The sequence below is a fragment of the Bacillus paranthracis genome (genome assembly GCF_024296885.1).
GTDB classification, from domain to species: Bacteria; Bacillota; Bacilli; order Bacillales; family Bacillaceae_G; genus Bacillus_A; species Bacillus_A paranthracis.
In genome coordinates this window covers 32,501-57,741 of sequence record NZ_CP101135.1, presented here as the reverse complement: position 1 = coordinate 57,741, position 25,241 = coordinate 32,501, and the positions used below count along the sequence as shown (strand labels likewise).

Below are 25,241 nucleotides of genomic sequence, written 5' to 3'. Positions count from 1 at the left end.
CACCAACTGTTAGACATAGTATTTTACACATTAGTTCTTCTATGCACGTCGAATTGCATTTTTTTATCTAATATTAGGCATTTATGACTTCTTTTTTTACATCTGGCAAGCCTTTTAATAAATTTTCAGCAATTGTTAACCACTTCGATGTCTCTAAGCCATTTGTTTTCATGACGATTTTCAATTGTGATCCTTCCATTCCTAAACCGATCATTCGTCCAAAACTATTTCCAAGCATGAATAATTTTCCGCCATCAATGTTTTGACTCGCTTGTTCTGAGAACAGAATCGTTACTTCAAATTTATTTTGCTTAATTAATTCAATTTGTTCTTTCATTGCTAATACTTTAATATTTGCGATTTGCAATAAGTAACCAACTTCTTGCGGGTAATCACCAAATCTATCTATCATCTCTTCCTGCAACTCTTCAATATCCTCAATTGCAGAAACACCTCTAAACTGTTTATACATCATAATTTTTTGTTTACTATCAGAAATATAAGCATCCGGTAAATATGCATCTACTTCTAAATCAATTTCAACATTAACTGTATTTTCAACTCCGTCTGTTCCTCTACGCTGTTCAATTGCATCTTTTAACATTTGAGAATATAAATCAAATCCGACAGAATCAATAAATCCATGTTGTTCGGCTCCTAACAAGTTACCAGCACCACGAATTGATAAATCTCGCATCGCAATTTTGAAACCAGATCCAAGCTCTGTGAACTCCTTAATAGCTTGCAGACGCTTCTCCGCAACTTCTGATAACACTTTATCCCGTTTATATGCAAAGTAAGCATATGCAACACGATTAGAACGTCCAACACGCCCACGAAGCTGATACAACTGCGATAATCCCATACGATCTGCATCAAATACAATTAATGTATTTACATTTGGAATATCTACACCCGTCTCAATAATCGTTGTACTTACAAGAACATCATGCTGTCCTTCTAAAAACGATAGCATAACAGACTCTAATTCACTCTCGTTCATTTTACCGTGCGCATAAGTTACACGCGCATCTGGAACCAACATCGAAATTTCATCTGCTTTTCGTTCAATATCCTCCACACGATTATATAGGAAGTAAACTTGCCCACCTCTTGCAAGTTCGCGTTCTATCGCTTCTCGCATTAACGCTGGATTATACTCTACTACATATGTTTGAACTGGGAAACGATTTTCCGGCGGCGTCTCAATAACAGATAAATCACGCACACCAAGCATAGACATATGAAGCGTACGTGGAATCGGAGTTGCCGTTAATGTTAATACGTCAACATTTGCTTTTAATTGTTTAATTTTTTCTTTATGCGTTACGCCAAATCTTTGTTCTTCATCAATAATGAGAAGACCTAAATCTTTATAAGTAACATCTTTAGATAAAATACGATGCGTTCCGATTACAATATCTACCGTGCCATCTTTTAAACCTTTAATGGTTTCATTTTGCTGCTTTCTCGTACGGAATCTACTTAATAACCCTATATTGATTGGATAATCTTGAAAACGCTCTCGAATTGTTTCATAGTGTTGTTGTGCAAGGATCGTTGTCGGCACTAAAATTGCAACTTGTTTTTCATCCATAATTGCTTTAAACGCCGCACGAATAGCTACTTCCGTCTTTCCATATCCTACATCACCACAAAGAAGCCTATCCATCGGACGTCCACGTTCCATATCCTTTTTAATCTCTTCAATAGAACGTAATTGATCCTCTGTCTCTTGATACGGGAAAGAGGACTCGAATTCTTGTTGTTCTGCCGTATCCGGTGTATATGCATAACCCTTTGAAGCTTCGCGCTCAGCATATAGTTTAATTAGGTCATCCGCAATGTCTTGTACAGATTTTTCAACTTTCGTTTTGACCTTCTTCCAATCATTCCCACCCAATTTATAAACTTTCGGATCCTTACCCTCAGATCCTACATATTTTTGCACTTGGTCAATTTGTTCAATTGGAACGTATAACTTATCATTACCTTGATATTTAATATTCAAATAATCTTTATGAACACCGTTAATCTCTAATGTTTCAATACCTAAGAATTTACCTATACCATGATTTACATGAACTACATAATCCCCAACTTTTAATTCCGAATAACTTTTAATACGTTCAGCATTCGATAACTTTTGCTTACGTTGTGATTTTTTAACTTTCTTATGAAAAAGCTCTTTTTCAGTAATGACAACAAGCTTTTGCATCGGCATTTCAAATCCTGCATGTAAATCACCTACAGCAATTTGTAACCTTCCAGGCAATAATATATCTGTACCTTCTACAATATCTGCCTCAATATCATAATCACTTAAAATATGTTGTAGTTTTTTCACACGTTCATCATCTGTACCTAACACAACAGTCGTAAAATGCCCTTCGTTCCATCTATCAATTTCAGTTTTCAACAACTGCATCTGCCCATGGAAATCTTGCATTGTTTTACATGTCACATTCACAATGTTTTGCGGATGTGTATGTGCTATATGACGTAAGAATAACGTTAAATATACAAAACTTCTTTTTTTATGATGAAGAAATTCTTCAAACGAATGAGAGAAAGATAAATCTTGAATGATTGTTCCCTCACCGAGAAGGGATATATACCATTCCGCCTCTTCCGTTTCAAGATGTGATGCTGTTTCTTGAATACGTGAAATCTCATCTAGAATCACAACACCATCTTCTGGTAAATAATCTATCAGACTAGCAGGTTCATTATAGAAAATAGATAAATATTTAAACATCTGTTCTATACTTTGCCCGTTTTTTAACATCTCAATTTCATGACTTACCGTCTCAAGCACTGTAGTCTTCAACTTATCATCAGAAAGTTTTTGCATCGTCTTAGTCAGACCTTCTTCAAGATGTTTAATTCCTGATTTCAATTCTTCCTGCGAAAATAAAAACTCTGTTGCTGGACCAAATCTAACACTTTCTTTTTTATCTTGAGAGCGCTGTTCATCCACATCAAATAATCGAATAGAATCGACTTCTGTATCGAAAAATTCAATACGAAATGGTAACTCTTCAGTTAGTGGATATATATCTAATATTCCCCCACGCAAACTAAATTCTCCAGGAGCTTCTACCATAGACTTACGCTCATAGCCAATATGATGTAAGGTATGCAAAAATGTATCTAAATCAATCTCTTGCCCTAGACTGATTTCGATTTGCCTTTGCTTCCACAACTCTTTCATTGGTAAAAATCTGCGTAGTCCTGCAACTGGTGCTACAATAATCCCATGCTCTCCTGCAGCTAAGCGATTTAACACTTCAATACGTTGCGCCTTCAATTCTGGGCTTGCAACACCAAGTTCTGATGCTATCAATTCATTTACTGGATATAGCCATACATCTTTTTCACCAAGTAACGCCACTAAATCTTCATGTACTTTTTGTGCTTGATATAAATTATGCGTCACAATAAGTTGTGATTTTTTTGTTTTTTTATATAAGGCCGCCATTAATAACGAACGAGAAGAGGTTGCCATACCTGATACAAGTTGCTCTTTTAAACCATCTTCTAATCCATTAATGACCGATTGGATCTCTTCATTTTTATAAAATTGCTCTAATAAACCTATCATTTTCAAAACCCCTCTCAACATAAAAGAGCAAGCCACTATATTTTATGCAAATATTTCGGAAAAAGAAAACAGAAAAATGCTTTGGACATGCCAAAGCGACAACATTTTATTGCAGAAATTTTTCATATTCATAATACTCAGGATAAGATGCGAGCGTTTCTTGACACAATTCACAAATCGTTTTTATATATATATTTCCATTCTCATGAAAATGAATCATTTCTACTACTTCTTGCTCTGTTAGTTGAAATAAAACGTCGCTATATACTTTTTCTGCGGTAACGGAGCCTACATTACTCCCGCAATGTCTGCAATAATAATACCCTTCCATACTAGCCTCCTAAAAATCCAATTACTGCTAGTATGGGTAAAAATAAAATAAAATATTCCCAATCGTACTCTTAACTATTGAAAGTATTCATAATTTGAAGAAAAGGTTTATTTAACCATTCTTCACATGCATCTGCTGCTTTTTCAATAGAATGATTTACATCAGGAATCTCTTCTGATGTAAAACGTCCTAATACGTAATCTACTACCTTCATTCCATTTTTTGGACGATCGATTCCCATGCGGATACGTTGAAACTCTTGTGTTCCTAAATGTGAAATTGTTGATTTCACACCATTATGTCCACCCGCACTGCCTTTCATACGAAGGCGTAATTTACCTACAGGGATGTCTAAATCATCGTACAGAACAACGAAGTCCTCTACATCAATTTTATAGTAATCCATTAACGGACGAATACTTTCTCCAGATAAATTCATATATGTAAGTGGCTTTAATAAGATTACTTTTTCTCCATTAACAAATCCTGCACCAAATACTCCTTTAAACTTTTGTTCGTTCAAAGAAATATTCCAACGCTTTGCAAGTTCATCAATCGCCATAAATCCAATATTATGCCTTGTTAATTCATATTCTCTACCTGGGTTCCCAAGTCCTACTATCAATTTCATTCTTGTACCACTACTTTCTTTTTTCGATACGAAAAGACGTAACCAATCTTGGTTACGTCTCATTCTATCCAATTAATTGAATAATACACTTACAGATTCTTCTTCGTATACACGAATGATTGCTTCTCCGATTAGTGGAGCAACTGAAAGTTCATGTACTTTGTCGATTTTCTTCTCTTCTGGTAATACGATAGAGTTCGTTACAACTAACTCTTTAATATTTGAGTTTTGGATACGCTCAATTGCTGGACCAGATAATACTGGGTGTGTACAGCAAGCATATACTTCAGAAGCACCGTTCTCAACAAGAGCGTTTGCTGCTAATGTAATTGTACCAGCTGTATCAATGATGTCATCAATTAAAATTGCTGTTTTACCTTCAATATTACCGATAATGTTCATTACCTCAGATACGTTCGGACGAGGACGACGCTTATCAATAATAGCGATTGGTGCTTTTAGGCGATCTGCCATTTTTCTAGCACGAGTTACTCCACCGTGGTCAGGTGACACGATTACGATATCTTTAAGACCTTTTGTTTCAAAGTAATCTGAAAGAATCGGTACACCCATTAGGTGGTCGATTGGGATATCAAAGAACCCTTGAATTTGTGGAGCATGTAAATCTAGAGTGATTACACGAGTTGCACCTGCTGTTTCAAGCAAGTTTGCTACAAGTTTCGATGTAATTGGTTCACGAGAACGCGCTTTACGGTCTTGACGCGCATAACCATAGTAAGGAATAACAATATTAATTGTTTTTGCAGATGCACGCTTTAATGCATCGATCATAATAAGTAATTCCATGATATGTTCGTTTACTGGGAAGCTTGTAGATTGAATAATGAATACATCGCAACCACGGATACTTTCTTCAATGTTAATTTGAACTTCTCCATCACTAAAACGATCAACAGAACATTTTCCTAGTCCTACTCCAATATGCTTTGCAATTTGCTCAGCAAGTTCCTTATTAGAGTTTAAAGAGAATACTTTCAAATTAGAATTTAGATATTGAGTCGACATCTAGATTAACCCTCCACATTATGATTTTTTCTTATTCAGCAATTGATCAACATAGTCTTCTTTGTTAACTTGACGTGCACGTGCTACAGACAATGCTTTTGATGGAACATTCTCTGTAATTGTAGAGCCTGCTGCCACATAAGCACCGTCTTCAACTGTTACAGGAGCAACAAGGTTTGAATTACATCCAATAAATACCCCGTTACCAATCACAGTTTTGAATTTATTCTTACCGTCATAGTTCACCGTAATTGAACCACAACCAAGATTCACGTCTTCTCCAACTTGTGCATCCCCGATATAACTTAAGTGTGAAGCTTTACTTCTATTACCAAAAACAGTTTTTTTGATTTCCACGAAGTTTCCAACGCGTACTTCATCTCCAATAACTGAATCTGGGCGAATATGTGCAAATGGGCCAACCGATACTTCTGTACCAAGCTTACTATCATGTACAGTAGATTGACGAATTGTCGTACGATCTCCAATTTCACTATCGCGAATTACTGTATGCGGTCCAATCTCACAATCAGAACCAATTACAGTGTTCCCCTCAATAATTGTTCCTGGATGAAGAACTGTATCACTACCGATAATTGCATCAGCAGAAATATACGTGTTACTTGGATCAATAATAGTAACACCATTTACCATGTTCTTTCGGTTGATACGGTTTTTCATAATAATTTCCGCTTGCGATAGAGCGACTCTGTCGTTAACACCTAACGTTTCATCGAAGTGCTCTGTTTGATAAGCTGATACAATATGACCTTCATTTTTTAAAATTTCAATAACATCTGGCAGGTAATATTCACCTTGTACGTTATCATTTGAAACTTTAGAAAGTGAAGCGAATAAAGCTTTATTATCAAAACAATACGTACCTGTATTGATTTCTTTAATAGCTAATTCTTTCTCATTTGCATCCTTATGCTCAACAATCTTTTCAACATGACCATTCTCATTACGAACGATACGACCATATCCAGCAGGTTCTTCTATGTAAGCTGTTAATACCGTTGCCATTGCCCCTGCTTCTTTATGTTGCTGAAGTAATGCTTCCATCGTTTCAGCAGTTATTAGCGGTGTATCACCACAAATAACTAAAGTTGTTCCTTCTTCGTTTGCAAGTACACTTGCAGCTTGATCTACAGCATGCGCTGTACCAAGTTGTTCTGCTTGTAATGCAAACTCACTTACGTTTCCTAGCTGTTCTTGTACCATTTCAGCACCATGTCCTACGACTGTTACAAGTTTCTGCAATCCTAATTGAGATACTTGATCGACAACATGTTGTACCATAGGTTTTCCACATACAGGATGAAGCACCTTGTATAGCTTAGACTTCATACGTGTGCCTTTACCTGCCGCTAGAATCACTGCAAATCTGTTTGACATATAGACCCTCCATCGCAACCTATTTATCCATTAACGATATTATCCTAAATCATCATATATTTCAAGAAACACATTTTAACTATTAAATTTTACCATAATTCTTATAAGATGTTTTACTCTTTAGTATCTTTTTTAAGAAATAAGCTATACTATTTAAAATGATTTTGAAAAAATTAGAAGTTCCCCTCTTTATTTTATTTAATTCGGAATTTTCTAAACGAGATATATGTATAAACACAAAAAAACAAACCCCTGTAAATGCTTACAGGAGTTTGTTGCAAAATTATAGGGCTTCCTTTAAAAAGCCCTTTTCATTCGAATTTTACGAAGCGCCCGCTTCTTCAAACTCAACCTCTTCTAACTCGCCTAAACGATGATACTCTGTTAAAACCGCATCTTGAATTTTAGAGCGTGTACCAGAATTAATTGGATGTGCAATGTCACGGAATTCTCCATCTGGAGTACGTTTACTTGGCATTGCTACAAATAATCCATTATTACCATCAATTACACGAATATCATGAACAACAAATTCATGGTCTAGAGTAATAGAGGCAATTGCTCTCATGCGGCCTTCTGTGTTTACGCGGCGTAATCTTACGTCAGTCACTTCCATCTTGTGTTCACCACCCTTTTCTAAATAAGCGATATATTTGTATAAATTCCACAAAATTTCTATTTTCCCTTTAATTTTTTAAAAATTTTTAAGATAAAAATTTTTAGTGTAATTGAATATAGAGATTAGTAGAGGTTATCGCTTACAAAGAATTACTTAACTAGGGCAATTACTTCAATTTCAACTGAAACATCTTTCGGTAATTTTGCTACTTGTACGCAAGAACGAGCTGGCTTATGAGCAGAGAAATAAGATCCATATACTTCATTAACAGCATTAAAATCATCCATGTCTTTTAAGAATACTGTTGTTTTTACTACCGTATCAAATGAAGCACCTGCTTCTTCTAATACTGCTTGTAAATTTTGAAATACTTGCTCTGTTTGTACTGTTACGTCTCCTGCTACAAGCTCTCCACTTGCAGTCAACGGAATTTGTCCTGAACTGTAAAACATATTATTTACAATAATCCCTTGTGAATATGGTCCAATCGCTTGTGGTGCATTGTTTGTTTGAACAACTTTCATACTTTTCACCCTTTTATTATTTATTTTTACTCTTTAAAAATAGTGCACGAAAAGCAGTTTGTCCATCTATTTTATAACTTATAAATAGAATAAAAAAAGATAAAGCTATTTGCTTTACCTTTTTACTCAGCCTCTACAAGCCCTTCATCAAATGGTGCCAGTGAATAATTTCCCTTTTCCACTTGAATCGCTTTTTCTTTCACATCAACTTCCGATAGACGAATTAATGATACAAAATTATTAATTAGTCTTTCTTCAATATCCGTAGACTCTACTAATACACCAATACCAACAACATTAGCTTTAAACTCTTCTAACATACTCATCATACCTTGAATGGTTCCGCCAGCTTTCATGAAGTCATCAATAATTAAAACATTGGATCCTTCTGGAAGGCTACGCTTCGCTAACGTCATTGTTTGAATTCGCTTAGAAGAACCTGATACATAGTTAATACTAACAGTGGGGCCTTCTGTTACCTTATTATCTTTTCTTGCAATCACTACCGGTACATCTAAGTAGTTCGCCACTGCATATGCAAGTGGAATCCCCTTCGTTGCCACCGTCATAACTGCATCAATTGGTTGCCTAGCAAAAACAGAAGCAAACAAACGACCTGCGCCATTAATATGACGAGGATTACTTAAAAGATCTGTCATATATAAGTAACCACCAGGCAAAATACGATCTGGATTTTCAAATAAGCTACACAGCTCACCAATAATTAGATCTGCCTCTTCTTCACTTATATATGGTATATATTTCACTCCTCCTGCTGCTCCTGGTATCGTTTGCAATGTGCCGACCCCTTGTTGTTCAAACGTTTGCTTAATAATAACTAAATCTTCACTAATAGAAGACTTAGCTGATTGATACCTTTCAGCAAAAAAAGTGAGAGAAACTAGCTGACGAGGGTTTTGTAACAAGTAATAAGTCATATCGACCAATCTTGTACTTCGTCTAATTTTCATACTCTCACCTCAAATCACGAATATTCTAAACAAATCATAACGTATTATACGTCTTTATTCAAGCGTTTCTCGCTCTCCTAATAAACGTACTGCGTATACTTGTTCACAAAATCCTTTTAATCCGTTATATATACGATGCATTCGCGAATCATGGTGCACCAGACCGAATACAGTTGGACCACTACCACTCATTAATACGGCATCTGCTCCAAATCGCTTCATCTGTGCCTTAATACGTGCAACTTCAGGATGCATCGCAAACGTTACATCTTCTAAAACGTTACCGACAGTATCACAAATCCCTTTGTAGTCTCCAGCATTTATAACATCCACCATTTTATCTACATTTGGATGTGTAACTCGATTTAACTTTAAATTTCCATACACATCAGCAGTAGATACACCAATATGGGGTTTTGCTAAAATAACCCAACAAGAAGGTGGAGTTTTTATGTGCTCAATCTGCTCCCCTCTTCCAGTGGCAATTGCTGTCCCACCATATACGCAAAACGATACGTCTGACCCAATTTCTGCGCCAAGCTCTGCTAACTGATCAATTGTAAGCCCTAAATTCCATAATTTATTAAGACCACGTAATGTCGCTGCTGCATCACTACTTCCACCCGCTAATCCAGCTGCTACTGGAATCGTTTTTTCAATAGTAATAGATACACCTTTTTTCACATTAAACTTCTCTTTTAATAATTTCGCTGCTTGATAAGCCAGATTTCTTTGGTCGTCTGGGACATACCGATTATGGGATAAAATTTCAATACGGTCTTCTGCTAATTCCATTAGTTCTAAACGATCCGCTAAATCAATTGTTGTCATAATCATTTTCACTTCATGATATCCGTCTTGTCTTTTTCCCAGTACATCTAACGACAGATTAATCTTTGCTGGTGCTTTCACTAGTAGCTTCAATCTATTCACCCACTCTATGTACTCAATCTTTTATCGTTTATTTTACCATAAATTTATAGTAAGACGATGACACTTCCCTAATTATAACGAAAAGCATTCAGAATGAAACTACTTATGTAAAATGATGGCACCTTTTATAGTACAAAAAGCCGAGGAATCACTCCTCGGCTACCGTAGCATAGAAAGTATCTTACAACTACTGGTTTTGTTTCATTAATTGCTGTTCTGCAATTTCTATAGCACGTTTCACCATGTTACCAGCATCTTTCGCACGAATTCCGCCCCATCCTTCTTTCTGAACAACATCATAAAAGCCTAGCTCTTTTGCAAGCTCTTCTTTAAATTGATTCGACATGACACCTCTTCGTCTACTCAATGCAGAGTCCCTCCTTATTTTGCTACGGTATCATTAGTATGCAAAATAATATAGCTTTTCATTTGTGGGAATATATGTAACGATACATGAATTATAAAATCACTTCATTATGAGGTTCACCATAAAATGTTAACTCTACTGTCTCTGTTAAAACATCCGCATAACTATACGATACACGTTGTAACGCATCTTCTTGTTGATCCAGTTGTACAACAAAAACAGAACGGTACGTTTCTGCAAGTACACCCGATTGTTCTACAGTTTTTCTTCTCCCACTGTTCGCCTTTAACATCAGTCTCTGTCCAAGATGGTGATCTAATTCGTTTTTAATTTCATCTAAACGTTTTGACATATACTTCGTTACACCTCGCTGTAATTTAGATTGAACACTTAAAACACGATATATCTATCCCAATTATTAACCGCAACTCACAGACAATATCATTATAAAAGCATCATGCGTTCGAATAGATAGAAGAAATACTATATTGTAAAAGTATCATTATGTAGTCTGTGCGTTCTTGTCTCTTTTTATCCAAACTGATTTAAATCCTCTCCAAATAAAAAAGCAAGATACATATGTACCTTGCTTATTCTTCATAATGTTGAAAAGGTAATCCAGTTCGTAAAATCCCCCTCGTCTCAATCCCGCCAAGCCCCTTTTCACCAGTAATCGTATTACGTACAACATCCCATACATTAACCCTTTCCATAAATGACGTAAAACTAATTTTACCAACCACATATACAGGGTCTAGTGCGTGAATATTAATTCTAGATGGGGAACTAGCAAAATTAGCGCCTGCTCGAATTAATGCTTCAAAGTGTGATTGACATGCCCCAGCAAAAATAACGAGTTGATCCAACGATGGATATTTTTTTCGCACTTCTCGAACAGCCTGTACAAAATGCCTTGAATGCCTATATGCTGCTAAATCTCCCTTTACGCCTTTTGATTTTGTATACGCATCGTGCCCTGTAATAACTAAAATGTCCGGACGAAAATGATCTATTAAATCTACTACCTTTTCATGCATCTCCGTTTCTTTACAATGAATACCTTGTACAGGAACACCAATTTTATTATATAAATCTAGGCACTTGCGCAAATATAACGGGTCTCCATCTATATGCAAGACACGCCCTGGCATTTGAAAATAATTCACTTCACTTGTATATCCACCAGTTGAAGTGTGTTCATGCCTTTGTTTCATTAATACGTAATCTTGTTGAAACAAACGATACGTCCGCTCCATTGTTTCTTTCTCACGCTTTGCTCTCTTTTTATGTTCTCGTTGATCTATACTAATTAAATCTTCAAGTGGCGCATCTGCCACTAATCTAATTTCCTCTCCAAACAATATAGCTATCTCACCTTTTATTTCTATAATACGAAAAAGGATATCCCTATTATGAGAATATCGTTCCACTAATTCTCCAACATGTAAAGCCATTCTCCTACCTCCAAACTCGTTAGGCCATCTTACCTGTTTTTAAAGTATGAATTTAGGAGGAGAAAGGTGACAAAAGGGACAGTTCAAATTGAACTGTCCCTTTTGTACCCTTATGATAACTTATGAAGAACTAATGCATTACTTAATGTCGCAAACTCTTCGATAGATAGCGTTTCGCCTCTTCGTTTTGGATCAATTCCTACTTCTGTTAAAATCCGATCCAACAGCTCTTTATCTTTCGGGAAACCATTTAAATTATTTGATAAATTATTCATTAAAGTTTTACGACGCTGTGCAAAACTTGCTCGTACTACTTCAAAGAAGAATGTCTCATCTGTTACCTCTACCACTGGTTTAGGACGCTTTAGGAGGCGAATAATTGCAGAATCAACATTCGGTTGTGGCACAAACACTGTACGCGGTACAGTCATAACTGTTTCTACCTCTGTATAATACTGAATAGCAATGGATAAAGAACCATACTCTTTCGTTCCAGGTTTAGCCGCTAAACGATCCCCAACTTCTTTTTGCATCATAACAACGAATCCACGAACCGGTAATTTCTCTTCCAGCAATTTAAATAAAATTGGCGTCGTAATATAGTATGGTAAGTTAGCTACTACCATTACATCTTGCCCTTCTTCAAATTGCTCACTAAACACCTCATGTACATCTGCCTTTAGTACATCTTTATTGATAACAGTAACGTTGCCATATGGAGCTAACGTCTCATCTAAAATCGGTAATAACCTTTGATCAATTTCAAAAGCCACTACTTTTTTAGCACGCTTCGCTAATTGTTCTGTTAATGCACCGATACCTGGTCCAATTTCAATTGCACCACTTTCTGAACCAATTTCAGCGTGATCAACGATACGATTTAATACATTCGTATCAATTAAAAAATTTTGTCCTAAACTTTTTTTGAATGAAAATCCATACTTTTCAACAATATCTTTCGTACGATTTGGCGTTGCGATATCCTTCATTTTCTTTCCTCCTGTATGACTTGCTTATAAGCTTCTGCAAATGATTCTTTTGAAACTTGAAACATTTGTAAACGTTTATGTAACTGTTTTGCGTTTGTATAACCAATCTTTAATAGCTTACCCATTCTTTCTCTGCGACTCTTTGCCATTTCTCCGCCCACTAAACCTGCATCGACTAAATCGCTCCAACTAATTTCACTTGTGTAAGCTTCCATTTCTTCATGTATATTCTCTAAAGCACGGCGAATTGATTCATTAGAAGCATGTTCAATTCCGACACCTTTTTTCCTCTTAGCAAGTGCTTCTTCCTTCGGTAAAAAAGCATGTTTACATCCAGGCACCTTATCAGAAATAATTTTTCGAATACGCTCTCCAGGATAATCCGGATCTGTGAAAATAATAACGCCTCGTTTTTGCAGCGCTAATTTTACTTGTTCAATAACATGATCACCGATTGCTGAACCGTTCGTTTCAATTGTATCCGCATCAACAGCACGCTTAATCGCAACTGTATCATCTTTACCTTCTACAACGATAATCTCTTTAATTTTCATGCTTGCCTCCACACTCGTTTCGTCTCTACTTAGTAAAACAAAAAAATGACGACTTTTCCATTATTATTTTCCCCATTGTTACATTTTAAAAAATAGAATGTCCAAAACTTTGTTCTCTCTCCTTATTGTAACACTTACTCATTCACCCTCGGTTTCTCTACCACTTCTACTATTACGTTTCTCAAAAAATAAAAAGAATGGGCTCTCCCCATTCTTTTTATTCGACACCAAATAAAGCTTTTGCATTCTTAGTTGTTACTTCCGCTACCTCTTCATAAGAAATTCCTTTTAAGTTTGCAATTTCTTCTGCTACGAGTTTTACATAACTTGGTTCATTTCGTTTTCCTCGAAATGGATGTGGTGTTAAATACGGACAATCCGTCTCTATTAACAATTTTTCTAATGGAATCTCAGTAGCAACTTCTTTCGGCTTCTTAGCATTTTTAAATGTAACTGGTCCACCTAACGAAATTAAAAAGTTCATATCAACACATCGCTCTGCTACCTCTACGCTGCCGCTAAAGCAATGCATAATGCCTCCTACTTCAGCCGCATTCTCTTCTTCTAGAATATCAACAATATCTTGGGTTGCATCGCGGTTATGTATAATAATCGGCAATTTTACTTTTTTCGCTAATGCAATTTGTTTACGGAATACTTCTTTCTGTATTTCTTTTGGAGACTTATCCCAGTGATAATCTAAGCCCATTTCTCCAAGGGCAACGACTTTAGGATGAGAAGCAAGTTCTTCTAACCAAGCTAAATGCTCTTCTGTCATGTCGACTGCATCAACTGGGTGCCATCCAACCGCGGCATAAATAAAATCATAGGCTTCAGCTAATTCAATCGCCTTTTTTATCGTTACTTCATCAAAACCAACAACAACTGTATAAGTAACCCCCGCTTCTTTCATTCGGGCAATAACTTCTTGTAAGTCTTCTTCAAATTGCTCTGCATTCAAATGTGAATGTGTATCAAACAACATAATACATAACTCCTTTTATATTGAAATCAAATTTATTCTACGTAAATAAGCTCTTTTATAACTTAACGATAACAATACTACAATCTTAATGCAAAAATTGAGAGTGTAAAAAGAAAAAAGACGCTTCACACATGTTACACGTGAAACATCTCTTTTCTTGTCTTAATTACTTAATTTTTGTACCATTTGGTAGATTTTGGTCAATCGATGCTAATGACAATACGCCATTCTCTTCACCCGCTAAAATCATACCTTGCGATAATTCACCGCGTAATTTTACAGGTTTTAAATTTGTTACACAAATAACCTTTTTACCTTTTAGGTCTTCTGGCGAATAGAATTTTGCAATTCCAGAAACAACTTGACGCTTTTCTGTACCTAAGTCTAGTTGAATTTTTAACAACTTGTCTGCTTTTTTCACAGGTTCCGCAGATAGAACTTCAGCTACACGCAATTCTACTTTAAAGAAATCATCAATTGTAATTTCTTCTGCCTTCGGTTCTTCTTCTTTTTTCTCTTCTACTTTAGGAGCAGAGGCTTTCATTTGTTCTTTAATGTACGCCACTTCCACGTCCATTTCTAAACGAGGGAAAATTGGTTGTCCTTTTTCTACTTTTGTTCCAGCTGGAATACAGCCGATTGTAGATAGGCTTCCCCAAGATATATGTGCTTCATCAGTAAGGCCAAGCTGAGCAAACATTTTGCTTGGTGCTACTGTTAAGAATGGCATAAGCATAATACCCGTTTGACGAAGTACTTCTGCTAAGTGAGCCATTACAGAGGCTAACTTTTCGCGATCATTCTCATCTTTCGCTAATACCCACGGTTGTGTTTCGTCAATATATTTATTCGTACGGCTAACCAATTGCCAAATTGAGCTTAGAGCTACAGAGAATTCCATATTCTCCATTGCTTCTTCCACTTTTTTCAATGTATCTTTCGCAAATGTTACTAACGTTTCATCAAATTCCGTTACATTTTCTTTAAATGCAGGGATTTCTCCGTTAAAGTACTTATCAATCATAGCTACTGTACGATTTAATAAGTTACCTAAGTCATTTGCTAAATCGAAATTAATACGCTCCACAAATCCTTCTGGTGTGAATACGCCATCAGATCCAAATGGAACTTCACGAAGTAAGTAATAACGTAATGCATCTAATCCGTAACGATCAATTAATGTAACTGGATCTACTACATTTCCTTTTGACTTACTCATCTTTCCATCCTTCATTAAAATCCAACCGTGAGCAAAGACTTTTTTCGGAAGAGGTAAATCTAATGCCATTAAAATGATTGGCCAATAAATCGTATGGAAACGAACGATTTCTTTTCCAACTAAATGCACATCTGCTGGCCAGAACTTCTTATACATCTCTTCATTTTCTGTTCCATAACCTAATGCTGTAATGTAGTTAGATAATGCGTCAACCCATACGTAAATAACGTGTTTCGGATTACCTGGAACACGAACTCCCCAGTCAAATGAAGTACGGGAAACTGCTAAATCTTCCAATCCTGGTTTAATAAAGTTATTAATCATTTCATTCTTACGAGACTCTGGCTGAATGAAATGTGGATTCTCTTCATAGAATTTTAATAGTCTGTCTACGTATTTACCCATTCTAAAGAAATAAGATTCTTCACGAACAAGCTCTACATCATGACCACTATCTGGACTTTTTCCTCCAACTACTTTGTCACCTTCCATAATTGGATCTACTAATTGGTGCTCTGTATAGAATGTCTCATCTTGTACAGAATACCAACCTTCATATTCATCAAGGTAAATATCGCCTTGATCTACTAGTTGCTTGAAGATTTTTTCAACAACATCTTTATGACGATCTTCCGTTGTACGAATAAAATCATCATAAGAGATATCCATTTTCTCCCAAAGCTCTTTAATTCCTGCAACGATGTTATCCACATATGCTTGTGGTGTAACATTTAATTCTTCTGCTTTCTTTTGGATCTTCTGTCCATGCTCATCAGTTCCTGTTAAATAATGAACATTATATCCTTGCATACGCTTATATCGTGCCATCGCATCTCCTGCTACTGTTGTATAAGCATGTCCAATGTGTAATTTTCCACTTGGATAATAAATTGGGGTAGTAATATAAAAGGATTTGTTTTCCTTTGTCATTGTTTTGGACCTCCCGGATAACCTCATATGTATTTATAAATAGTATATCAAAAACTTATATATAAAGTGAAACTTTAATCTTTCGGGGTTTTGTTCCCTCCCGCGGATTATTAGCCCGCACCAATTGGGCCTTTAAGAGCAGCCCGACCCCCACTTAACTTCTTTGCTCCGGATGAACTTTAAATTTAGAATCTTATTGCTTGTTAATACGTGATAAAAACGAGTTAATGATTAGTATATTTATCATCTATTACTCATATTTCAAGAAAATATACAATCTCTACTCACAATTTAAAAACTTTTCTGAAAATAAAATGAAATAATAGTAGAAATTACTCCCATTCTATTATATATAAGAAGTAAGAAATCTATAAATCTTTTTAAAAAATATAGAATTAAAGAATTGACGGAAATGTAAATGATTGGTATCATATGTCCATAGGGTATTTTGTCGAAAAATGACGAATCTAAAAATAGACTCGAAACTTATAAACTATTTCTTTAGGAGGAAAAGAATTATGAAATCTACTGGTATCGTTCGTAAAGTTGATGAATTAGGTCGTGTAGTAATTCCAATCGAATTACGCCGTACTTTAGGTATTGCAGAAAAGGATGCTCTTGAAATCTATGTTGATGACGAGAAAATCATCCTAAAAAAATATAAGCCAAACATGACTTGCCAAGTAACTGGTGAAGTATCTGATGGTAACCTATCTTTAGCTGAAGGTAAAATTATCTTAAGCAAAGAAGGCGCTGAGCAAATCTTAAACGAGCTTCAAGATTATATCGAAACAGCAAAATAAGCTTCTCAATTATGAGAAGCTTATTTTTTATCGACATGATAGATTTGATATACATCGCGTTTCGACAAATCTCGATCTTTAGCAACTGTTTTTATCGCCTCTTTTGAATTCATACCTTTTTCGTTTATATAATGTTCAATATGGTCATATACCGAAATAGATTCCCACCATTGTTCCTCTGGAGCAGGTTCTTCCGTTGAACCAGCTACTAAAATACAAAACTCACCACGAACTTCATTTTGTTTCGTCCACTCAATTGCTTCTTCAACTGTTCCACGAATAAATTCCTCGAATTTTTTCGTTAACTCTCGACATAATACAATTTCTCTATTTCCCAATACTTCTTGCATCGAGATTAAAGTATCATCCAAGCGGTGAGGCGCTTCATAAAACATCATTGTAGTTTGTATGTAACGAAGCTTCTCTAACTCCATTTTCCTTTCTTTTTTATTTCTTTGTAAAAACCCATAGAAATAAAACTGTTTTGTTTCAAGTCCTGATGCAATTAATGCTGTAAGGGCTGCATTTGCCCCAGGAAGCGGGATTACATGATATTGCTCAGCTACTGCCTCGACAACAATATCATAGCCTGGATCGGAAATACACGGCATACCAGCGTCACTAACAAGTGCTACAGTCTTTCCTTCATCTAACTTCTCTAATATTTTCTTTCCACTTACTTCTTTATTATGCTCGTGGTAACTCATAACAGGCGTTTCAATTTCAAAATAATTACAAAGTTTTTTCGTTTGTCTCGTATCTTCAGCAGCAATTAAATCCGCTTCTTTTAAAATTCGGATTGCACGAAATGTCATATCTTCTAAATTTCCAATAGGAGTTGGTACTAAATATAAAACTCCCTTTTCACTTTGTTGAAAGCTTTTTTGTTGCCACATAGCGTTCTCCTTTTTGCATATATTCTTCTTTTTGTTTTCTATTTAATTGCTTAAAATAATACTCTGCTTGCATAGCTGTACGCTTATCTTCATGAAATTCTACGTATTTTAAAGCAACAGGAAGTCTAGCACGCGTATACTTAGCCCCTTTTCCGCTATTATGGGTCTCAATCCGCTTCTCTATATGATTTGTATATCCAGCATAGTAACTTCCATCAGAGCACTCCACTACATAAAAACAATGCTTATTCTTCTCCATATAAAATCGAGCGAATCTCCTTTGTATATTCATTATTTTCTTCATATACAAAAAGAGGTGGCAATATTTTCAAATCTGCGTTTCCGTCCTTAATTCCTTCAATTAACAATGTATTCGCTTCTTTCCCTGCCTTAGGATAAACAAATCGTACACGCTTCGGTTCAATTTTGTATTTACGCATTAATGTAACAATATCTAATAAACGACCTGGACGATGTACAAATGCTACTTTCCCGCCTTGCTTTACTAGCTGACTACTTGCAGATACAACATCCTCTAGTGTACACATAATTTCATGACGAGCTATCGCTAAATGTTCATTCATATTTTTTTCAGAAGTTGCAGGTGTTTGGAAATAAGGCGGATTACATGTGACAACATCATATTGATGACGCCCAAGTTTCTCCGGCATATCTTTCAAATCCCCGTGTATTAAGTGAATTCTTTCTTCCAACTTATTGTATTGGACACTTCTTATTCCCATATCATATAAGCGTTCTTGAATTTCTACACCAGTAATATTCCCTTTCGTCCTTGTACTTAATAGAAGGGGCACAACTGCATTACCTGTACACAAATCAAGTAAATTACCTTTTTGAATTGGCACCCAAGCAAAGTCTGCAAGTAAAACAGCATCTAACGAGAAATTAAATACTGATGGGCTTTGTATAATCTTCAAATCTTGTGCTAATAAGTAATCTAAACGTTCATCTTCATATAAATTCATATGTTGCTCCTTTTCTTACACTTAACCTACCCTATTTCATCTTCTACTAATAAAAAACATATTCGATTCTACTCTCATGTATAAAAAATTACCTTTCCAATTATTATTGGAAAGGTAATTTCACTTTTTATTTAAAAATGACAGGCAGAATAAACAATCTCCCTCTTTACGTACACTTCCATAATGCAGATTACAAATATGAAAACCTTCTTGATATAGTCTTGCTAAATTATCGTAGCCTTCACCAATATCTGTCTTCGGCTTCACTTCTTTACGTTTTTGAGTTTTTTGTTTTTCTTTAATCTGTACTTCTTCAAAGCGGTGTCGCAAATTTTCATTTTCCATTTTTATATGTTGGTTTTCTTCCAGTAACTCTGCAAGATGTTGTTTTAATTCTCCCAACTGTTTGTATAAATGTCCAATTTGCTCTTCCATACTAGAAACCGATGCAAAAATATCTTTTTTCTCCACAAGCACCCACCTCATTAATCTGTGGTTTGACTCGAAACGACCCCTTTATTCACTAACTCATCTAACGTATATTCTACTATCCGTTCCTTGTCTACTAGTTCCACTTGAATTAATCTTTCTAAAATATTTAATCCGATAACACGGCCAGTACCATGCGGGGTTTGTATACGTTGATCTAAATCAGGAAGTTGTTCCTTTGCTGCCTCATATTCATCGTTCTCATATTTTAAGCAACACATTAAGCGACCACATAAACCAGAGATTTTTGCAGGATTTAATGATAAATTTTGATCCTTTGCCATCTTAATGGATACAGGTTCAAAATCCCCTAAAAAAGTAGAACAACAAAGCATACGACCACATGGACCAATACCACCAAGCATTTTCGCTTCATCACGAACACCGATTTGTCTTAGTTCAATTCTTGTCCTAAAAATTGCTGCTAAGTCCTTCACTAGTTCGCGAAAATCAATCCGACCATCCGCAGTAAAGTAGAAAATAATTTTATTGCGATCGAACGTATACTCTACATCTACAAGTTTCATATCAAGATTATGTTCTACTACCTTTTGCTGACAAACTTGATATGCTTCTTTTGCAGCATGTTTGTTCTCTTCAACAATGGTACGATCGTTTTCATTTGCAATGCGAATAACCTTTTTTAGTGGTAATACAACGTCGTTTTCATCAACTTGCTTTTTGGTAATAACTACTTTTCCGTATTCAATACCTCTTACCGTTTCTACAATTACAAACTCATTTTCAGAGATATCGAACTGATTCGGATCAAAGTAATACACCTTTCCGGCCTTCTTAAAGCGAACACCTACTACATCATACAAAACGGTCATCCCTCCTGCAACCGCAACACTAACTGTTCGAACACAAGCTGCGCATTTACATTAGCGTTGATTCTATTTTTTGCCTCTAATATATTAAAGAGAGCTGATACAATGCGCTTCTGAGCGTAGGAGAAAGATTCAAACATCTCTTTCTGCTCATGAAAAACAAGACGATCTTCTTCTCCAAGTTGAACATATAATAAATCCTTATAAATAAGGAGTAACATATCTAAACCTTGCTGTAATTGCTCTTTCTCTCTAAAGTGTTTTCCCCATTTTTCTTGTACAAAAAAAATAGAGGCTTTATCTTTTTCGAGCGCTTCACATAATTTTATCACTAAAGCTCGTGCTTGTGCAAACCATTCATCACTACATAAAGCTAAAGCTTCATCAAAACTATTCGTAAGTTGTGCAGCAAGTGTTGATAAAGATGCCGTAATACCTTCATCCTGTAATCTTCTAATTAAAGATTCCGTAGGTAACGGTCTAAATGTAACAACTTGACAGCGAGATAAAATCGTATTTAAAATTTGATGACTTTGTTCAGTAAGTAGAATAGCTGTTGTATCACTACTTGGTTCTTCTAAAAATTTCAACAGTGTATTCGCTGCGTTTGCCGTCATACGGTCTGCGTGCTCAATAACATATACTTTTTTATTTGCTTCTAATCCTGTTTTGGAAAACTCTTCTTGTAAATCATGAATTTGCTGCTTCTTAATAGATAATCCGTCTGGTTTTACAATATGTAAGTTTGGGTGGTTACCTGAATCAATTCGCTTACAATTTGTACATACATGACAAGGTTCTACCCCATTCCGCTGAGAACAGAGGAAACTCTTTGCCATTTGAATTGCTGTCGCAAACTTTCCCGTCCCTTTCCCTCCCTCTAACAAGTAAGCGTGGGATATACGCTCTTTTGCGATGCTATTCATCAACATTTTTACACCGATGGGTTGTATAGCAGAAAGCTGCTCCCACGTCTTCATCATAATGCATACCTCACTTATTTCATTCTTTCCTTCTATTATAACAATTTATCTTCTATAACCTGAATAACTTCTTCTATAAGTTTTTCCATTGGTTGATCAGCATTTACCAATACAATACGATCCGAGAAACGTTCTACAACTTGTAAATACCCTTCACGCACACGTTTATGGAAAGAGATATCTTCCATATCTAACCGATTCACTTCACGTCCTGCATCTTTTGCAATTCGAGCTAAGCCAACCTCTGGCTCAATATCTAAGTAAATTGTTAAACTAGGCATACAGTCCTCTGTTGCGAAACGATTTATTTCAAATACTTTATCCATACCTAATCCTCTTGCATATCCTTGATATGCTAAAGAGCTATCTATAAAACGATCACATAATACAAGGTAATCCTTATTAAGTGCCGGCATAACTTTTTCTACTAAATGCTGTCTACGTGCAGCAGCATATAACAACGCCTCTGTACGTGCTTCCATCATCGTATATTCTTGTTTATGCAAAATCGTTCTAATCTCCTCAGAAATTGCAATACCACCTGGTTCTCTCGTCGCCATTACCTTTTGTTCCTTTTGTTCAAAGTATGGCAATAAACCTTGAATTAGCGTTGTTTTACCCGAACCTTCTGGACCTTCAATTGTTACAAATAATCCCTTCATTCTAAAACCTACTTTCTATATCATACACTTTCATATATTTCGTGCTGCCTTGAAAACGAGCGCCAGCTTTCTCTAAATGCATAATTTGCTCTTTATGTTCTGAAGTAATTCTTTCCCCATACATAATCAATGGAATACCAGGTGGATACGGAATTACCATTTCTGCTGCTACCATCCCAACTGCTTCTTCTACAGATACTACTTTTGTTTCGTATTCTTCCAATTGTTTATATGTATACGGTAAAGGAGAAATTTCCCCTTTATAAGTATAACGAATAGATTCCGTCTTGTCTTTCACCTCATAATATTGCAATGCCACTCGGATCATCTCTATAGCCTTCATATATGTCTTATTTATTTGCAAAGGCAAAATAAATAAGACATTATATGGATCTGCCATTTCTGTATATATACCAACCTTTTCAAATAAAGACTGTAATTCGTATCCTGATAATTGACAACGCGTCTGTACGGTAACTTTTAGCTCGTCTTGTAATGGATATTGTAAAATAGCTATTTGTGGAATAGCACTCAATTCTTCTTTAAATTCCCGTAAAAACTCGACAATTTCATCATGTCCCTTTTCTTTTATACGCGCTATCGTAAAGCGTGCAATATCAAGAGAAGTCATAATTGGATACGATGGACTACTAGATTGTAGCATACTTAAATAAGTAGAAACTTTTTCTTCTTTCACTAAGCGACTATTTATATGTAAATAGGATCCCATCGTCATTGCGGGTAATGTTTTATGCGCAGAATGAACTACAATGTCTGCACCATATGCTAACGCTGACTTTGGAAATGCCCCGCCTAAACAAAAATGAGCTCCATGTGCTTCATCTACTAACACAGGAATTTTATGTGCATGTGCATAAGCGATGCTTGCCTCTAAATCCATACCCATACCATAATAATTAGGATGCGTTAAAATGAGTGCTTTCGCATTCGGATATTTTTCAATTGCTTCCTTAATAATCTCATCATGAATTCCCACTGGTACGTTATAAGCCTCATCAATCCATGGATCTAAAAAAATAGGATTTGCTCCCGCTAACTTTAAACCATTAATAATGGATTTATGACAATTTCTTTGTACAAGAACAATATCATGTTCCCCACAACAAGACAAAATCATTGCTAGATTCCCGACTGTTGAGCCATTAATTAAAAAATAACTTTTGTTCACTCCATATACATCAGCTAATAATTGTTGTGCCTCATCTATACATTCAAACGGACTATGTAAATCATCTAATCCTGACAACTCAGTTACATCGATAGATAGTATATCTTTAAACTCTCCTACCGCCTCCTGAGGGAAGTTTAAACCATTTTTATGACCTGGGACATGAAAGGATAACGGCCTTCTTTCTTTAAACTCTATTAATGCTTCATATAAAGGTATGCGATTTTGATTCATCTATATCTCTTCCTTATTATTTCATTCTTTATCTATTATACAGAACAAAAAAAATAATAGGCATATGCCTATTTAAAAATATGATACTTCTAATTTCCGAAGCTGTTTTAAATAATATATATACTTCGGATCATTTGTTTCCGTATTCACCATGTCCTTTTCACATTCATAACATATTAAATTATTATAAACATATATCCCTTCTTTTCTTTCTGTCTCACAAACAATACAAACTTCGTTTTGTGATTTCATATCTTTCCCTCCCTATTTAAATGGACATATTTTATACTTCTATTCCTTAACAATTTACAGAAAAATATACATCAATCTCTTATATAATATGATTCATCCTTGGGCAACGTGTTTGTATTACCATTACTTCTTTTTGCATACTGTTTGAAAACACAAAAAAACACAAGTCAAAAGACTTGTGTTTTTAGTTGCTTGGCGACGTCCTACTCTCACAGGGACAAGGTCCCAACTACCATCGGCGCTAGAGAGCTTAACTTCCGTGTTCGGTATGGGAACGGGTGTGACCTCTCTGCCATCATCACCAAACTATGAAGGCATATTCCTTCAAAACTAGATAACATTTGCTACATATTATATGGTTAAGTCCTCGATCTATTAGTATTCGTCAGCTCCACATGTCACCATGCTTCCACCTCGAACCTATCAACCTGATCATCTTTCAGGGATCTTACTAGCTTACGCTATGGGAAATCTCATCTTGAGGGGGGCTTCATGCTTAGATGCTTTCAGCACTTATCCCTTCCGCACATAGCTACCCAGCTATGCCCTTGGCAGAACAACTGGTACACCAGCGGTGCGTCCATCCCGGTCCTCTCGTACTAAGGACAGCTCCTCTCAAATTTCCTACGCCCACGACGGATAGGGACCGAACTGTCTCACGACGTTCTGAACCCAGCTCGCGTACCGCTTTAATGGGCGAACAGCCCAACCCTTGGGACCGACTACAGCCCCAGGATGCGATGAGCCGACATCGAGGTGCCAAACCTCCCCGTCGATGTGGACTCTTGGGGGAGATAAGCCTGTTATCCCCGGGGTAGCTTTTATCCGTTGAGCGATGGCCCTTCCATGCGGAACCACCGGATCACTAAGCCCGACTTTCGTCCCTGCTCGACTTGTAGGTCTCGCAGTCAAGCTCCCTTATGCCTTTGCACTCTACGAATGATTTCCAACCATTCTGAGGGAACCTTTGGGCGCCTCCGTTACACTTTAGGAGGCGACCGCCCCAGTCAAACTGCCCACCTGACACTGTCTCCCGGGTCGATAAGACCCGTAGGTTAGAATTTCAATACAGTCAGGGCGGTATCCCACCAGCGCCTCCACCGAAGCTAGCGCTCCGGTTTCAAAGGCTCCCGCCTATCCTGTACAAACTGTACCAAAATTCAATATCAGGCTACAGTAAAGCTCCACGGGGTCTTTCCGTCCTGTCGCGGGTAACCTGCATCTTCACAGGTACTATAATTTCACCGAGTCTCTGGTTGAGACAGTGCCCAAATCGTTACACCTTTCGTGCGGGTCGGAACTTACCCGACAAGGAATTTCGCTACCTTAGGACCGTTATAGTTACGGCCGCCGTTTACTGGGGCTTCAGTTCAGAGCTTCGC

General features: G+C 36.3%; 26 protein-coding genes and 2 rRNA genes (1 of these 28 cut by a window edge). 1 reads left to right on the top strand and 27 read right to left on the bottom strand.

Translation table 11 applies throughout. From position 1 onward, the window contains the following. Positions 1-73: 73 nt before the first annotated feature. The 16 genes from mfd to metG all read right to left on the bottom strand — a co-directional run bounded on the left by mfd (position 74) and on the right by metG (position 16,535). The gene (mfd, locus tag NLJ82_RS00300; RefSeq protein WP_000579716.1) at positions 74-3,604 is read right to left on the bottom strand and encodes a transcription-repair coupling factor; all 3,531 of its coding nucleotides are present in this window, start codon (positions 3,602-3,604) and stop codon (positions 74-76) included. Positions 3,605-3,710: 106 nt separating this feature from the next. Continuing rightward, positions 3,711-3,935, bottom strand: a complete 225-nt coding sequence (locus NLJ82_RS00295) for an anti-sigma-F factor Fin (protein ID WP_000399440.1) — start codon at positions 3,933-3,935, stop codon at positions 3,711-3,713. A 70-nt stretch (positions 3,936-4,005) separates the two neighbouring features. Beyond that, a complete protein-coding gene (pth, locus tag NLJ82_RS00290) occupies positions 4,006-4,566 on the bottom strand; it encodes an aminoacyl-tRNA hydrolase (protein WP_001979768.1) in 561 nt (186 codons plus the stop codon). Positions 4,567-4,638: 72 nt separating this feature from the next. Next, the gene (locus NLJ82_RS00285) at positions 4,639-5,592 is read right to left on the bottom strand and encodes a ribose-phosphate diphosphokinase (RefSeq protein ID WP_000107420.1); all 954 of its coding nucleotides are present in this window, start codon (positions 5,590-5,592) and stop codon (positions 4,639-4,641) included. 18 nt (positions 5,593-5,610) lie between these two features. Further along, complete coding sequence (gene glmU, locus NLJ82_RS00280; protein WP_000071036.1) at positions 5,611-6,990, bottom strand: bifunctional UDP-N-acetylglucosamine diphosphorylase/glucosamine-1-phosphate N-acetyltransferase GlmU; 1,380 nt, start codon at positions 6,988-6,990, stop codon at positions 5,611-5,613. 322 nt (positions 6,991-7,312) lie between these two features. Beyond that, complete coding sequence (gene spoVG / locus NLJ82_RS00275; RefSeq protein WP_000454041.1) at positions 7,313-7,606, bottom strand: septation regulator SpoVG; 294 nt, start codon at positions 7,604-7,606, stop codon at positions 7,313-7,315. Between the two features lie 152 nt (positions 7,607-7,758). Then, positions 7,759-8,133 carry a RidA family protein gene (locus tag NLJ82_RS00270; protein ID WP_000869808.1) on the bottom strand — a complete coding sequence of 125 codons (375 nt, stop codon included), beginning with the start codon at positions 8,131-8,133 and terminating at the stop codon, positions 7,759-7,761. 122 nt (positions 8,134-8,255) lie between these two features. After that, on the bottom strand, positions 8,256-9,104 hold the full coding sequence (gene purR / locus NLJ82_RS00265) for a pur operon repressor (protein ID WP_000702473.1): 849 nt from the start codon (positions 9,102-9,104) through the stop codon (positions 8,256-8,258). Between the two features lie 54 nt (positions 9,105-9,158). Continuing rightward, positions 9,159-10,028: a 4-(cytidine 5'-diphospho)-2-C-methyl-D-erythritol kinase gene (ispE, locus tag NLJ82_RS00260; protein WP_000772094.1), complete on the bottom strand. Its 870-nt coding sequence runs from the start codon at positions 10,026-10,028 to the stop codon at positions 9,159-9,161. Positions 10,029-10,224: 196 nt separating this feature from the next. Further along, positions 10,225-10,404 (bottom strand): acid-soluble spore protein SspF, encoded by a 180-nt coding sequence (gene sspF / locus NLJ82_RS00255; RefSeq protein ID WP_001985066.1) that lies wholly within the window; start codon positions 10,402-10,404, stop codon positions 10,225-10,227. A gap of 91 nt (positions 10,405-10,495) precedes the next feature. Next, positions 10,496-10,756 carry a biofilm formation stimulator Veg gene (gene veg / locus NLJ82_RS00250; protein ID WP_000044341.1) on the bottom strand — a complete coding sequence of 87 codons (261 nt, stop codon included), beginning with the start codon at positions 10,754-10,756 and terminating at the stop codon, positions 10,496-10,498. Positions 10,757-10,994: 238 nt separating this feature from the next. Further along, the gene (gene yabG / locus NLJ82_RS00245; RefSeq protein WP_001173738.1) at positions 10,995-11,858 is read right to left on the bottom strand and encodes a sporulation peptidase YabG; all 864 of its coding nucleotides are present in this window, start codon (positions 11,856-11,858) and stop codon (positions 10,995-10,997) included. 110 nt (positions 11,859-11,968) lie between these two features. Next, positions 11,969-12,847, bottom strand: a complete 879-nt coding sequence (gene rsmA, locus NLJ82_RS00240; RefSeq protein ID WP_000651552.1) for a 16S rRNA (adenine(1518)-N(6)/adenine(1519)-N(6))-dimethyltransferase RsmA — start codon at positions 12,845-12,847, stop codon at positions 11,969-11,971. Then, entirely contained in the window at positions 12,844-13,401 is a 558-nt protein-coding gene (rnmV, locus tag NLJ82_RS00235) for a ribonuclease M5 (protein ID WP_000692830.1), read from the bottom strand. Before rnmV ends, rsmA begins: the two co-directional genes overlap by 4 nt. Positions 13,402-13,618: 217 nt before the next feature. After that, entirely contained in the window at positions 13,619-14,386 is a 768-nt protein-coding gene (locus tag NLJ82_RS00230; RefSeq protein WP_000895835.1) for a TatD family hydrolase, read from the bottom strand. Between the two features lie 166 nt (positions 14,387-14,552). Further along, complete coding sequence (gene metG, locus NLJ82_RS00225) at positions 14,553-16,535, bottom strand: methionine--tRNA ligase (protein WP_000159679.1); 1,983 nt, start codon at positions 16,533-16,535, stop codon at positions 14,553-14,555. Between the two features lie 518 nt (positions 16,536-17,053). On the opposite strand from metG, the gene abrB reads away from it, so the two are divergent. After that, on the top strand, positions 17,054-17,338 hold the full coding sequence (gene abrB / locus NLJ82_RS00220; protein WP_000843036.1) for a transition state genes transcriptional regulator AbrB: 285 nt from the start codon (positions 17,054-17,056) through the stop codon (positions 17,336-17,338). Positions 17,339-17,358: 20 nt separating this feature from the next. Here the strand turns inward: abrB and rsmI are convergent, their stop codons facing one another. The 11 genes from rsmI to NLJ82_RS00165 form a co-directional block, all read right to left on the bottom strand. Further along, the gene (rsmI, locus tag NLJ82_RS00215) at positions 17,359-18,234 is read right to left on the bottom strand and encodes a 16S rRNA (cytidine(1402)-2'-O)-methyltransferase (protein WP_000267830.1); all 876 of its coding nucleotides are present in this window, start codon (positions 18,232-18,234) and stop codon (positions 17,359-17,361) included. Next, positions 18,203-18,493, bottom strand: coding sequence for a GIY-YIG nuclease family protein (locus tag NLJ82_RS00210; protein WP_000414340.1), 291 nt, complete (start codon positions 18,491-18,493; stop codon positions 18,203-18,205). The genes rsmI and NLJ82_RS00210 overlap by 32 nt, the downstream gene beginning before the upstream one ends. Further along, positions 18,480-19,220 (bottom strand): tRNA1(Val) (adenine(37)-N6)-methyltransferase, encoded by a 741-nt coding sequence (locus tag NLJ82_RS00205; protein ID WP_001055351.1) that lies wholly within the window; start codon positions 19,218-19,220, stop codon positions 18,480-18,482. The genes NLJ82_RS00210 and NLJ82_RS00205 overlap by 14 nt, the downstream gene beginning before the upstream one ends. Positions 19,221-19,340: 120 nt before the next feature. Then, on the bottom strand, positions 19,341-19,691 hold the full coding sequence (gene yabA / locus NLJ82_RS00200; protein WP_000412056.1) for a DNA replication initiation control protein YabA: 351 nt from the start codon (positions 19,689-19,691) through the stop codon (positions 19,341-19,343). 14 nt (positions 19,692-19,705) lie between these two features. Further along, positions 19,706-20,533, bottom strand: a complete 828-nt coding sequence (locus NLJ82_RS00195) for a PSP1 domain-containing protein (RefSeq protein ID WP_000272429.1) — start codon at positions 20,531-20,533, stop codon at positions 19,706-19,708. A gap of 5 nt (positions 20,534-20,538) precedes the next feature. Continuing rightward, the gene (gene holB, locus NLJ82_RS00190) at positions 20,539-21,522 is read right to left on the bottom strand and encodes a DNA polymerase III subunit delta' (RefSeq protein WP_000978582.1); all 984 of its coding nucleotides are present in this window, start codon (positions 21,520-21,522) and stop codon (positions 20,539-20,541) included. Between the two features lie 35 nt (positions 21,523-21,557). Next, positions 21,558-22,184 (bottom strand): dTMP kinase, encoded by a 627-nt coding sequence (gene tmk, locus NLJ82_RS00185; RefSeq protein ID WP_000677232.1) that lies wholly within the window; start codon positions 22,182-22,184, stop codon positions 21,558-21,560. Position 22,185: 1 nt separating this feature from the next. After that, positions 22,186-23,607 (bottom strand): aminotransferase class I/II-fold pyridoxal phosphate-dependent enzyme, encoded by a 1,422-nt coding sequence (locus tag NLJ82_RS00180; protein ID WP_001075266.1) that lies wholly within the window; start codon positions 23,605-23,607, stop codon positions 22,186-22,188. A 72-nt stretch (positions 23,608-23,679) separates the two neighbouring features. Further along, positions 23,680-23,859, bottom strand: a complete 180-nt coding sequence (locus NLJ82_RS00175; RefSeq protein WP_000842028.1) for a sigma factor G inhibitor Gin — start codon at positions 23,857-23,859, stop codon at positions 23,680-23,682. A gap of 190 nt (positions 23,860-24,049) precedes the next feature. Next, positions 24,050-24,165: ribosomal RNA gene (gene rrf / locus NLJ82_RS00170) — 5S ribosomal RNA — on the bottom strand. Positions 24,166-24,214: 49 nt separating this feature from the next. Then, positions 24,215-25,241, bottom strand: a 23S ribosomal RNA gene (locus tag NLJ82_RS00165) (it continues 1,896 nt past the right edge of the window).